At 54.3% G+C, this 12,458-nt stretch carries 11 protein-coding genes; 6 read left to right on the forward strand and 5 right to left on the reverse strand.

Annotated elements, in window-relative coordinates; genetic code table 11:
• Positions 1–22 precede the first annotated feature (22 nt).
• Together KW828_RS01415 and msrB are read right to left on the reverse strand one after the other, a co-directional pair.
• Entirely contained in the window at positions 23–301 is a 279-nt protein-coding gene (locus tag KW828_RS01415) for a YeaC family protein (RefSeq protein ID WP_218334663.1), read from the reverse strand.
• Positions 302–343: 42 nt separating this feature from the next.
• Entirely contained in the window at positions 344–757 is a 414-nt protein-coding gene (msrB, locus tag KW828_RS01420; protein ID WP_218334664.1) for a peptide-methionine (R)-S-oxide reductase MsrB, read from the reverse strand.
• 341 nt (positions 758–1,098) lie between these two features.
• Here msrB and gapA point away from each other — a divergent pair, with 341 nt between their 5' ends.
• Positions 1,099–2,094, forward strand: a complete 996-nt coding sequence (gapA, locus tag KW828_RS01425; protein WP_218334665.1) for a glyceraldehyde-3-phosphate dehydrogenase — start codon at positions 1,099–1,101, stop codon at positions 2,092–2,094.
• An 83-nt stretch (positions 2,095–2,177) separates the two neighbouring features.
• Entirely contained in the window at positions 2,178–3,062 is an 885-nt protein-coding gene (locus tag KW828_RS01430; protein WP_218335347.1) for a D-hexose-6-phosphate mutarotase, read from the forward strand.
• 64 nt (positions 3,063–3,126) lie between these two features.
• Here the strand turns inward: KW828_RS01430 and KW828_RS01435 are convergent, their stop codons facing one another.
• Positions 3,127–3,981 carry an aldo/keto reductase gene (locus KW828_RS01435; RefSeq protein WP_218334666.1) on the reverse strand — a complete coding sequence of 285 codons (855 nt, stop codon included), beginning with the start codon at positions 3,979–3,981 and terminating at the stop codon, positions 3,127–3,129.
• Positions 3,982–4,075: 94 nt separating this feature from the next.
• Complete coding sequence (locus KW828_RS01440) at positions 4,076–4,822, reverse strand: MipA/OmpV family protein (RefSeq protein WP_218334667.1); 747 nt, start codon at positions 4,820–4,822, stop codon at positions 4,076–4,078.
• Between the two features lie 433 nt (positions 4,823–5,255).
• Between KW828_RS01440 and yeaG the strand changes: the two genes are divergently transcribed.
• Positions 5,256–7,190 carry a protein kinase YeaG gene (gene yeaG / locus KW828_RS01445; RefSeq protein ID WP_088222071.1) on the forward strand — a complete coding sequence of 645 codons (1,935 nt, stop codon included), beginning with the start codon at positions 5,256–5,258 and terminating at the stop codon, positions 7,188–7,190.
• 109 nt (positions 7,191–7,299) lie between these two features.
• Complete coding sequence (locus KW828_RS01450; protein ID WP_218334668.1) at positions 7,300–8,583, forward strand: YeaH/YhbH family protein; 1,284 nt, start codon at positions 7,300–7,302, stop codon at positions 8,581–8,583.
• A 55-nt stretch (positions 8,584–8,638) separates the two neighbouring features.
• Here the strand turns inward: KW828_RS01450 and yoaI are convergent, their stop codons facing one another.
• Complete coding sequence (gene yoaI, locus KW828_RS21825) at positions 8,639–8,746, reverse strand: small membrane protein YoaI (RefSeq protein WP_256349941.1); 108 nt, start codon at positions 8,744–8,746, stop codon at positions 8,639–8,641.
• 312 nt (positions 8,747–9,058) lie between these two features.
• Between yoaI and KW828_RS01455 the strand changes: the two genes are divergently transcribed.
• Positions 9,059–10,393 (forward strand): glycoside-pentoside-hexuronide (GPH):cation symporter, encoded by a 1,335-nt coding sequence (locus KW828_RS01455; RefSeq protein WP_218334669.1) that lies wholly within the window; start codon positions 9,059–9,061, stop codon positions 10,391–10,393.
• A 15-nt stretch (positions 10,394–10,408) separates the two neighbouring features.
• The gene (locus tag KW828_RS01460) at positions 10,409–12,451 is read left to right on the forward strand and encodes a TIM-barrel domain-containing protein (RefSeq protein WP_218334670.1); all 2,043 of its coding nucleotides are present in this window, start codon (positions 10,409–10,411) and stop codon (positions 12,449–12,451) included.
• The last annotated feature ends 7 nt before the right edge of the window (positions 12,452–12,458 follow it).

The raw sequence follows: 12,458 nt of genomic DNA on the forward strand, positions 1-12,458 counted from the left end.
CCCGGCCTGTTTTAGCACGCGGTTAGTTGACCTTCAGCGTGGCAATAGATTTCGGCGTGATACCGAACTCTTCTTTCAGTTGCTGTTTATTTTTCATCACCATCTGACCGTTCGTGTCGATGGTCATATGCTGGGCGTCGGTGTTGTGACGCGCCTGCCAGAGCATCACCAGTTGCAGGCTGTTCTCTTTTTGTTCGGGCGTCAGCGCCACACCATCAGGCCATTTCCCCAGCTCCACCGCGGTAACCAGTCGCTGATACACTTCCGGCGTTAAACTGTTAACAAGCTCATCCACATTCACGATAGATCGTCTCCGTATGGAATAATTTGCTGAATCGATTCTCTAGCCTTTGATCTGCTCGCCGCTATCGTCATCGGTGAAGCTGAGCGAGGCTGAATTGACGCAAAAACGTTCGCCGGTCGGCTGCGGGCCATCCGGGAAAACATGGCCCAAATGGGCATCGCAATTCCCACAGCGGATCTCGGTACGTTGCATGCCGTGGGAGTAATCATTCAGGTATTTGATAGCGTCGTCGCTGACCGGTTCATAAAAGCTCGGCCAGCCGCAGCCAGAATCATATTTGCTCTGGGCATTGAACAACGGCGCATCGCAGATTAAACAGTGGTAGACGCCATCGCGTTTGTTGTGCAGCAGACGCCCCGTGAAAGGCGGTTCTGTGCCATGATTTTGCGTGACATAGAACTGCATTTCGGTGAGTTTTTTTTTCAGGTCGTCCTGGGAGGGATCATTAGCCATATGCTTACTTCTCGCGTTGATGACATTCACATCTTTTCTTTGATTCTAACAAAACATTAACAGGCAGGCGTCTACTTTTGTTCTAAACTTAGTCGTTACGAAATCGCAGCCAGGTAATTGTGATCTGTTTCACATATTTATCTCGCATGGCCTTTAAAATTCCAGCCGGCGGCCCCATGTGGGTAGCAGCCCATTGGAAAAGTGAGGCGACTCAGTCGCGCAAAGGTTGTGCACAGGATTGATTTGTCGCAATGATTGACACGATTCCGCTTGACGCTGCGTAAGGTTTTTGTAATTTTACAGCCAACCTTTTATTCACTAACAAATAGCTGGTGGAATATATGACTATCAAAGTAGGTATCAACGGTTTTGGCCGTATCGGTCGCATTGTTTTCCGTGCTGCGCAGGAACGTTCTGACATCGAAATCGTTGGCATCAACGATCTCCTGGACGCTGAGTACATGGCGTACATGCTGAAATATGACTCAACTCACGGCCGTTTCAACGGCACTGTTGAAGTCAAAGACGGCCACCTGGTTGTTAACGGCAAAACCATCCGTGTTACCGCTGAAAAAGACCCGGCTAACCTGAAATGGGGCGAAATCGGCGTTGACGTTGTTGCTGAAGCTACCGGTATCTTCCTGACCGACGAAACTGCTCGTAAGCACATCACCGCTGGCGCGAAGAAAGTGGTTCTGACTGGTCCTTCTAAAGACAACACCCCGATGTTTGTTAAAGGCGCTAACTTTGACAAATACGAAGGCCAGGACATCGTTTCTAACGCATCCTGCACCACCAACTGCCTGGCTCCGCTGGCAAAAGTTATCAACGACAACTTCGGTATCGTTGAAGGTCTGATGACCACTGTTCACGCAACTACCGCTACTCAGAAAACCGTTGATGGCCCGTCTCACAAAGACTGGCGCGGCGGCCGTGGCGCAGCACAGAACATCATCCCGTCCTCTACCGGTGCTGCTAAAGCAGTAGGTAAAGTACTGCCAGAACTGAACGGCAAACTGACTGGTATGGCGTTCCGCGTTCCGACTCCGAACGTATCTGTTGTTGACCTGACCGTTCGTCTGGAAAAAGCAGCCTCTTACGAAGAAATCAAGAAAGCCATCAAAGCCGCTTCTGAAGGCGAAATGAAAGGCGTTCTGGGTTACACCGAAGACGACGTTGTTTCTACCGACTTCAACGGCGAAGTATGCACTTCTGTGTTCGATGCTAAAGCAGGTATCGCATTGAACGACAACTTCGTGAAACTGGTTTCCTGGTACGACAACGAAACTGGCTACTCCAACAAAGTTCTGGACCTGATCGCTCACATCTCCAAATAAGTTGAGATGAGAATCTGATCCATAAGAGCGACTTCGGTCGCTCTTTTTTTTGCATTGAAGACAGAGGATTGAGGAATATCATGATGATTACTAAAATTTTTGCTCTTCCGGTCGTTGACCAGTTCACCACTGCCCTTTCCCGCCGTGTGCTGGACGATCTGGACCTCATTGTTGTCGATCACCCACAGGTAAAAGCCTCGTTTGCTCTGCAAGGCGCGCATCTGCTCTCCTGGAAACCTACAGGCGATGATGAGGTGCTGTGGCTTAGCGATAATACCCCGTTCAAACATGGCGTCGCGCTGCGCGGCGGCGTACCGATCTGCTGGCCATGGTTTGGCCCGGCGGCGAAAGAAGGCCTGCCGGCACACGGTTTTGCCCGTAACCTGCCGTGGACGCTGAAAGCCCATAATGAAGACGATAACGGCGTGGTGCTGACCTTTGAACTGCAAAGCAGCGATGCTACCCGTCAGTACTGGCCCCATGACTTCACGCTGTATGCCCGCTTTAAGCTCGGCAAAACCTGTGAAATCGAACTGGAAGCCCACGGTGAATTTGAAACCTTCTCTGCCCTGCACACCTATTTCAATGTTGGTGACATCAGCGCCGTGAAAGTCAGCGGGCTGGGCGATCGTTTCATCGATAAAGTGAACGGCGCTAAAGAAGACGTGCTGGCGGGCGGCGTGCAGACCTTCCCGGACCGTACCGACCGCGTGTACCTGAACCCGGAAGCGTGCAGTATCATCAACGATGGCGCGCTGAACCGCACCATTGAAGTGATCCACCATCATCACTGTAACGTGGTTGGCTGGAATCCAGGCCCGGCACTGTCCGCCAGCATGGGCGATATGCCTGATGACGGCTATAAGACCTTTGTGTGTGTGGAAACGGCTTGCGCCACCACCGCGCAAAAAGCCACAGAAGAAAAACCGTCACGTCTGGCGCAGACCATTCGCGTCGTTAAGCGCTAACTCTGCGTTACCCCGGCCTTCTCCCTCTCCGCCAGGGATAAGGCCGGGATGAAGAACTATCGCGTTACACCACGTCCAGCGGCGTTTTGCGCCCCGGTGCCGGGAACGCCTTATCCAGCATGGCGACGGCCTCATCTGAGAGTCTCAACGCCAGCGCAGCGGCATTTTCCTTCACATGATCCACACGTGATGCTTTCGGTATCGCCATGACGCGCGGTTGACGGATCGCCCAGGCCAGCAAGACCTGCGCCGGGGTGGCGTGATGAGCATGGGCCACCTCCTGTACCGCGCGGCTGTTTAACAAATCATCACGTAGCCGCCCGGCTTGCGCCAGTGGACAATAGGCCATCACCGGCATCTGCTGTTGCTGACACCAGGGCAGCAGATCGAATTCAATACCGCGCGATCCCAGATGATAGAGCACCTGATTCGTGGCGCAGGCCTTGCCGCCTGGCACGCTCCAGAGTTCCTGCATATCGGCATAATCAAGATTCGACACCCCCCAGCGGCGAATTTTGCCCTGCCGGATTAACGTTTCCATCGCCTCAACAGTGTCAGCCAGGGAATAATTGCCGCGCCAGTGCAACAGATAAAGATCGAGATAATCGGTTTGCAGACGGCGCAGGCTGGCGTCGCAGGCGGCTATCGCTTTCTGCCCACCAGCGTTCCACGGATAGACTTTCGACACCAGGAAAACCGCCTCCCGACGCCCCTGTAACGCCTCTCCGACCACCTCTTCCGCGCCACCATCGGCATACATTTCAGCGGTGTCGATCAGCGTCAGCCCGGCGTCAATCCCGGCACGCAAGGCGGTGACTTCCTGTTGCCGTTGACCGGCATTTTCGCCCATATACCAGGTGCCCTGGCCAATAGCGGGCAGTGTCAGCCCACGCTCAAACATCACGGTGCTGTCGCTCATGCTCATCTCCAGTGATTATTGCCCCACATTAATGCAAACAGGGCGCACGAAGCGCCCTGGTATTATTCACAGAATGTACCCTGCGGTTGCACCATCAGAAGCTGTAGCTGACCCCAGCAGACAGTGCGCCCGCCCAGGATTTATCTACCATCGGGCTGTCTTTCACTTCGCTGGACAGACGTGTGTAACGACCAGTACCGTACAGGCTCCAGTCATCATTCAGTTTGTAGCTTGCGCTCAACTCCAGGTACGGGCTCCAGTCACTGTCCGGATCATAACGATCAAGACCACTGCGGCGGGATTCCTTACCGGATACGCCGTAGTAGTATTCGTTCATGTTTTCGCTGCTCCACTCTACCCCGATGCCCGGCGTTAACGTCAGGCCGCCATTGGTATAACGATAGAGCCACGCGAGATCCCAAGAGACACCGTTGCTGTTATCCAGCGTATCGCCTGCCAGACTGGTGCGTAAGAAGCCATACTGCGTGTTATGCACATAGGACAAGCCTGCCATCAACGTCGCTTTACGTTTATCAAGCTGACGCAGCTGGCGGTCATCGCTGTCTTTCGGTTTGAATTCAAACGGGGAGTAATAGGCGGTGATAGAGAGTTTGTCGCTCTCATCGTTCCACAGGTAATAGCCGCCGCCAAGGCCGCGGAACCAGAAGTCATCGCCTTCATAGGTGATAACCGGCACCGGAACCACTGTGCGATCGTAGTCCTTGTACGGCGCTTCAAGGACACCAACACCGGCACCTACCGAGAACTTATTGTCAGCCAGAGCTGAAGTGGCTGTGATGGCGGTCAGTACGCCCAGCGCCAGAACTTTGAATTTGGTCACAATCCTTTCTTTCCTATCGTCAAATAATGGGCCAATGAAGTGTAACTGTCCGCGCCTGGCATCCCAACTATTTTTATCTCAAATATTCTAAAACCCAACACAGTATTTTGCGGTCACATTATGACAGCGTGCTTACCATACTATGACGCGGCGATGACGCGCTGGCGCGGCCTTTACGATGAAATTGAAAAACATCAGATGAGTTATTGATAAGTCATTGAAATTGGTTTGCGGTGGCATGCAAGTTTTGCAAATGCCATCTACGCTTAATTTTAAGAAGGTGTATCGCGAGCACGCGAGCGCCGGGCGTCCTGTCACCTGGCCGCGGGTTGCTGGTACTCATCAGCAACGTTCAACCTACCTCTTCCGGGAGCCTCCATTATTCATACGAACGGCTCTTAACCTGTGCTAAAAAACGAAAGGACGGCATGCCATGAATATATTCGATCACTATCGCCAGCGATATGAAGCTGCCAAGGACGAAGAGTTCACACTGCAGGAGTTTCTTTCCATATGTCGGCAGGATCGCAGCGCTTATGCCAACGCGGCAGAACGTCTGTTGATGGCCATCGGCGAGCCCGTGATGGTGGATACTGCCCTGGAGCCACGGCTTTCCCGTCTATTTTCGAACCGGGTAATTGGACGCTACCCCGCCTTTGAAGAGTTCTATGGTATGGAAGAGGCCATCGAACAAATCGTTTCTTATCTCAAACACGCCGCGCAAGGGCTGGAAGAGAAGAAACAGATCCTTTATTTACTTGGCCCGGTGGGCGGCGGTAAATCGTCGCTGGCCGAGCGCCTGAAATCGCTAATGCAGCGCGTCCCTATTTACGTGCTGAGCGCCAACGGCGAGCGCAGCCCGGTCAACGACCATCCGCTGTGCCTGTTCAATCCGCAGGAAGACGCGCAAATTCTGGAAAAAGAGTACAACGTGCCGCGCCGCTATCTGGGCACCATTATGTCGCCGTGGGCGGCGAAGCGTCTGCATGAGTTTGGCGGTGACATCACCAAATTCCGCGTTGTCAAAGTCTGGCCGTCAATTCTTGAGCAGATCGCCATTGCCAAAACCGAGCCTGGCGATGAAAACAATCAGGACATCTCGGCTCTGGTGGGCAAAGTCGATATTCGTAAACTGGAAAACCACGCGCAAAACGATCCGGATGCTTACGGCTATTCCGGCGCACTGTGCCGCGCCAACCAGGGCGTGATGGAGTTCGTCGAGATGTTTAAAGCGCCAATCAAGGTGCTGCATCCCCTGCTGACGGCAACTCAGGAAGGTAACTACAACGGGACCGAGGGTATTTCCGCCCTGCCGTTTAACGGCATTATTCTTGCGCACTCGAACGAATCCGAATGGGTGACGTTCCGTAACAACAAGAATAACGAAGCCTTCCTCGACCGTGTGTACATCGTTAAGGTGCCGTACTGCTTGCGTATCTCGGAAGAGATGAAAATCTACGAAAAACTGCTCAACCACAGCGAGCTGACGCACGCGCCTTGCGCGCCGGGCACGCTGGAAACCCTGTCGCGCTTCTCCATCCTCTCGCGCCTGAAAGAGCCGGAAAACTCCAGCATCTATTCCAAAATGCGCGTCTATGACGGTGAAAGCCTGAAAGACACCGATCCGAAAGCGAAATCCTACCAGGAGTATCGCGATTACGCGGGCGTGGACGAAGGCATGAACGGGCTGTCGACACGTTTTGCCTTCAAGATTTTGTCCCGCGTGTTCAACTTCGATCACACCGAAGTGGCCGCCAACCCGGTGCACCTGTTTTATGTGCTGGAGCAGCAGATCGAGCGCGAGCAGTTCCCGCAGGAGCAGGCCGAGCGGTATCTGGAGTTCCTCAAAGGCTATCTGATCCCGAAATACGCCGAATTTATCGGCAAAGAGATCCAGACTGCCTATCTGGAATCCTATTCAGAATACGGACAGAACATATTCGACCGTTATGTCACCTACGCCGACTTCTGGATCCAGGATCAGGAGTATCGCGATCCGGATACCGGCCAGCTGTTCGATCGTGAATCGCTGAACGCGGAACTGGAGAAAATCGAGAAGCCTGCCGGGATCAGCAACCCGAAAGACTTCCGTAACGAGATCGTTAACTTTGTACTGCGCGCACGGGCAAATATCAGTGGCCGTAACCCGAACTGGACCAGCTACGAGAAACTGCGCACGGTCATCGAGAAGAAAATGTTCTCGAATACCGAAGAGCTGTTGCCCGTGATTTCCTTTAACGCCAAAACCTCAACCGACGAGCAGAAGAAACACGACGATTTTGTCGATCGCATGATGGAAAAAGGCTATACCCGCAAGCAGGTTCGTCTGCTGTGCGAATGGTATCTGCGCGTGCGTAAATCGTCATAACACCCGCCCGGTTCGCGCCGGGCCTAAAATAATACTCCGTAGGCCGGGTGAGCGTCAGCGCCGCCCGGCACCTACAGATCCTGCGAACAGTTGGCAGTACGGAGGGCGTATGACCTGGTTTATAGACCGGCGTCTTAACGGCAAAAACAAGAGCACGGTTAACCGCCAGCGCTTCTTGCGCCGTTATAAATCGCAAATCAAGCAGTCGATTTCCGGGGCCATTAATAAGCGCTCGGTGACCGACGTGGAGAGCGGCGAGTCCGTTTCTATTCCGTCTGAAGATATTAACGAACCGATGTTTCATCAGGGGCGCGGCGGCCTGCGCAACCGCGTTCACCCCGGCAACGACCATTTTGTACAGAATGACCGCATCGAACGCCCGCAAGGGGGTGGCGGCGGAGGCGGCAGCGGCCAGGGGCAAGCCAGCCAGGACGGCGAAGGTCAGGACGAATTCGTCTTCCAGATCTCGAAAGATGAATACCTCGATCTGTTGTTTGAAGATCTGGCCCTGCCGAACCTGAAACAGAATCAGCAGCGTCAGCTTACCGAGTACAAAACCCACCGCGCGGGTTACACCGCGAACGGCGTCCCGGCAAATATCAGCGTGGTGCGTTCACTGCAAAACTCGCTGGCCCGCCGCACGGCGATGACCGCCGGTAAACGCCGCCAGCTGCGTGAGCTGGAGGAAAATCTGCAACAGGTGGCGAACAGCGAGCCGGCGCAGCTGCTTGAAGAGGAACAGTTGCGGCGCGAGATCGCCGAGCTGCGGGCGAAAATCGAACGGGTGCCGTTTATCGACACCTTTGACTTACGTTACAGGAATTATGAGAAGCGCCCGGAGCCATCCAGTCAGGCGGTGATGTTCTGTCTGATGGACGTATCAGGCTCGATGGATCAGGCCACTAAAGACATGGCGAAGCGTTTTTATATCCTGCTCTATCTGTTCCTTTCCAGAACCTATAAGAACGTGGATGTGGTCTACATTCGCCACCACACGCAGGCCAAAGAAGTGGATGAGCACGAATTCTTCTACTCACAGGAAACCGGTGGCACCATTGTCTCCAGCGCGCTGAAGTTAATGGATGAGGTGGTGAAAGAGCGTTACGATCCGGCGCAATGGAACATTTATGCCGCGCAGGCCTCGGACGGCGACAACTGGGCCGATGACTCTCCGCTGTGTCACGAAATTCTGGCGAAGAAGATCCTGCCGGTAGTGCGTTATTACAGTTATATCGAGATCACCCGCCGTGCGCACCAGACGCTATGGCGTGAATATGAGCATTTACAGGCGAGCTTCGATAACTTCGCCATCCAGCATATCCGCGATCAGGATGATATTTACCCGGTGTTCCGCGAACTGTTCCATAAGCAGGCCAGCGACGCCCATAATTAGTCCCTCCCTGTCAGCCAGCGATGATCATCGTTGGCTGATTTCTCCCGTAATTTCTTCAGCCAGCCGTTCTTTCCAGCACCAGCACAGATGCCACCAGCACCATGACAATGGCAAAAAAAGAGGACGTGATGATCAGCGTTTCCAGTAGCCAGGGATCGTTCATTGCCACACCTGTCGTTTGACGGACGATGCGCCATTATGAACAACGCCGCGTGACATATTTATGACGTTTCCAGGTCAATACTGTGAATAACGCGCCGCTGAAACGATTCCATTTCGATAATATTTTTCTTTTATAGGACATGGACTAAAAGTAGTGAAAATATGCAAATACTGGCATTATTGTTACCGGTATCACGAAAGTGCGTTTCCATAACCCCATTAGTAAATCTCGCAATTGTTAAGCCTGACGACATGCATCAACAATAGTCTCTGAACTAACGACGAAATAACCTTACAGAGACAGGTGAATAAGATGCAGGAAAAGATCACCCGTAAAGAAAAAATAAGTTATGGCCTTGGCGATATGGCCAGCCATGTCGGGCTGGATAATGTCATTATATTTCTCACCTTTTATTATACGGATGTGGTTGGCTTACCGGCGGCTTTTGTCGGAACCATGTTTTTACTGGCGCGGACAGCGGATGCGATTATCGATCCGGCAATGGGGTATCTTGCCGACCGTACCCGTACACGCTGGGGAAAATTCCGGCCGTGGATGCTGTGGCTGGCCCTGCCCTTTGGTATCAGCTGTCTGCTCACCTATGCCGTGCCGGAATCCCTGAGCTTATCCGGGAAAATGATCTTCGCCTCCGTCACCTATACCTTCATGATGCTGATGTACACCGCCATTAATATTCCCTATTGCTCAATGGGGGCGGTGATCACGCCAAATAACGAAGAGCGTATTTCATTGCAGTCGTACCGTTTCTTTTTAGCCACCCTCGGCGGCGCGATGTCAACGTTCTTTATGATGCCGCTGGCAGAATATATTGGCGGCGATGACAAATTGCTCGGTTATCGCGCGGCGATGGGAATTATGGCGGTGGCAGCCGTGATCATGTTCTGGATCTGTTTTGCCAATACCCGCGAACGTATTAATGCCCCCGCCACGCATAATAATTACCTTGCGGAATTACGTGATTTATTAAAAAACGATCAGTGGCGAATTGTCGCGGTATTAGTGTTGACCAATATCGGTTTTGGCGTGGTGCGTCTGGGCGCGATGATGTATTTCGTCACCTATTATCTTGGCAGCGCCAGCTATTTTATGTGGATGCTGGGGGCGCATATTCTCGGTAAAGCGGCGGGCAGCGCGCTGGCGAAACGGCTGACGCGCAACTTCAGCAAAGTCCAGATGTTTGGGTACTGCGCGGTGCTGGCGGGCGTACTGAGTATTGCGCTGTTCTTCGCGCCGAAATCCATCTTTGTGCTGGTGCCGCTGACCTTTATCGTCTCCACTCTTTATCAGTCCACTACCACCCTGATGTGGGTGATGATGGCTGACGTCGCCGACTACGGCGAATGGTTGCAGGGCAAACGCATGGACGGCGTGATCTTCTCCACCTTCCTTGCGGTACTGAAACTCGGCATGGCGATCAGCGGCGCTATCGTTGGCTGGACACTCGGCTTGAGCGGCTATGTCGCCAACGCCCCGACGCAGAACAGCACCGCCATGTACTGCATTGTCGCGCTCTTTACCGTGGTGCCGGGCGTGCTCTCCCTGTGCGCTTTCGCCATGCTGCGCTGGTACAAACTCGACGACAACACCATGAAATCTATTCATTTAGCTAAACAAACGGTTGCGTAAAAGGACGTATTATTTATGAGCGAATTAATCCAACACCCGGACAGCATCGAATGGCGCTTTGAGCGGCAGATCCTGCGCATTGAAGCCTGGGGCGACCATAGCCTGCGCGTACGCGCCACCTGCGCCCCGGCGTTCACCGATACGCTGCATGCCCTGCTGCCGAAAAACGCCGCCGGTGAAAGTGAGATCACCGCCAGCGCAGAGACGCTGACGCTGCGCAACGGCAACATCACCGCCGTGCTCAATTTGAAAGGGCAACTGGCATTCTATAACCAGCGCGGCGAACTGCTGCTGGAAGAGATGTGGCGGCAGCGCTCCACCGTCGGCATTGGTGCCAGCGAGAAAAGCCAGGACAAATACGTCAGTGCGCTAAAGCTCGATGGCCGCGAATTCAAACCGTTGCCCGGCGGCAAATATCAGCTCACCGTGCGCTTTGAATCGCGGCAGGACGAAAAAATTTACGGTATGGGCCAGTACCAGCAGCCGTGGCTGGATCTGAAAGGCTGCGTGCTGGAGCTGGCCCAGCGTAACTCCCAGGCCAGCGTGCCGTTCATGCAGTCGAGCCTGGGCTACGGTCTGCTGTGGAATAACCCCGCCATCGGCGAGGCGAGCTTTGCGAAAAATCACACCGAATGGCAGGCGCGGGTGACTCAGGAGATGGATTACTGGATCAGCGCCGCCGACAGCACCGTGCAACTGACCCGCCAGTACGCCAGAGCCACCGGCACCCCGCCGCCTGCCCCGGCGTTCACCAGCGGGCTGTGGCAGTGTAAGCTGCGCTATCGCACCCAGCAGGAAGTGCTGGAAGTGGCACGGGAATACCGCCGCCGCCATCTGCCGTTGTCGGTGATGGTCATCGACTTCTTCCACTGGCCGAATCAGGGCACCTGGTGTTTCGATCCGGTGGACTGGCCGGATCCGGCGGCGATGGTTGCCGAGCTGAAATCGCTGGGCATCGAACTGATGGTGTCAGTCTGGCCGACGGTGGAAGCGCGCAGCCCCCTGTTCCCGGTGATGAAAGCGAAAGGCTGGCTGGTGACCAGCGATCGCGGCGTGCAGGTCAATCTCGATTTTATGGGTAACACCACCTTCTTTGACGCCACCCATCCGCAGGCACGGGAATTTGTCTGGGAGACGGTGAAGAAAAACTACTACGATCTGGGCATCAAGCTGTTCTGGCTGGATGAAGCCGAGCCGGAATACCGTGCTTATGACTTCGATAATTATCGCTATCACGCCGGTCCAGTGCTGGAAGTCGGCAACCAGTATCCACGCGATTTTGCGCAAGGCTTTTATGATGGTCTGGTGGCGAACGGCGAAACGGAGATTGTGAATCTGGTGCGCTGTTCATGGGCCGGCAGTCAGCGCTTTGGCGTGCTGGCCTGGTCCGGGGATGTACATTCCTCCTTCCACGCTTTCCGTAATCAGCTCGCTGCCGGGCTGAACATGGGGCTGGCGGGTATTCCCTGGTGGACGACCGACATCGGCGGTTTCCAGGGCGGCAATGTCAACGATCCGGCATTTCACGAACTGCTGGTCCGTTGGTTCCAGTGGGCGGTGTTCTGCCCGGTGCTGCGTATGCATGGCTACCGCGAGCCGCAGATCCAGCCGCCGGAAAGCTATCGCAACGGCATTCCGCAGTGCAACAGCGGCTCACCGAATGAGCTGTGGAGCTACGGCGAGGAAAATTACGCCATCATGCAGCACTGGCTGTCGGTGCGCGAAAAGTTGCGTCCGTATGTTGATGCGCTGTTTGACAATGCCCACCAGCACGGCGATCCGCTGATGCGCCCGCTGTTCTGGCATTATCCTGATGAACCGCAAAGCTGGCAGGTGGAAGATCAGTATCTGTTCGGCGAGGATCTGCTGGTGGCACCGGTGATGCATGCCGGACAGCGTCAGCGTGACGTCTGGCTACCGGGCGACCACGGCTGGGTGGCGCTGAACGGCGAGCGCTACCAGGGACAGCAGCAGATCAGCGCAGACGCGGCCCTTGAAACCATTCCGGTCTTTATCCGGGAAAACAGTCCACTGGTGGCGCTGCTGGTGCAGCATTAAACCCGCA

The sequence above is a fragment of the Enterobacter sp. ENT03 genome (genome assembly GCF_019218745.1).
In the GTDB taxonomy this organism is placed as follows: domain Bacteria; phylum Pseudomonadota; class Gammaproteobacteria; order Enterobacterales; family Enterobacteriaceae; genus Enterobacter_D.

What these genes read in the sequence shown, in the direction of transcription:
- msrB (WP_218334664.1), bottom strand. Translation starts at nt 757, where the DNA reads ATGGCTAATGATCCCTCCCAGGACGACCTGAAAAAAAAACTCACCGAA.
- gapA (WP_218334665.1), top strand. Translation starts at nt 1,099, where the DNA reads ATGACTATCAAAGTAGGTATCAACGGTTTTGGCCGTATCGGTCGCATT.
- KW828_RS01430 (WP_218335347.1), top strand. Translation starts at nt 2,178, where the DNA reads ATGATTACTAAAATTTTTGCTCTTCCGGTCGTTGACCAGTTCACCACT.
- KW828_RS01435 (WP_218334666.1), bottom strand. Translation starts at nt 3,981, where the DNA reads ATGAGCGACAGCACCGTGATGTTTGAGCGTGGGCTGACACTGCCCGCT.
- yeaG (WP_088222071.1), top strand. Translation starts at nt 5,256, where the DNA reads ATGAATATATTCGATCACTATCGCCAGCGATATGAAGCTGCCAAGGAC.
- KW828_RS01450 (WP_218334668.1), top strand. Translation starts at nt 7,300, where the DNA reads ATGACCTGGTTTATAGACCGGCGTCTTAACGGCAAAAACAAGAGCACG.
- yoaI (WP_256349941.1), bottom strand. Translation starts at nt 8,746, where the DNA reads ATGAACGATCCCTGGCTACTGGAAACGCTGATCATCACGTCCTCTTTT.
- KW828_RS01455 (WP_218334669.1), top strand. Translation starts at nt 9,059, where the DNA reads ATGCAGGAAAAGATCACCCGTAAAGAAAAAATAAGTTATGGCCTTGGC.
- KW828_RS01460 (WP_218334670.1), top strand. Translation starts at nt 10,409, where the DNA reads ATGAGCGAATTAATCCAACACCCGGACAGCATCGAATGGCGCTTTGAG.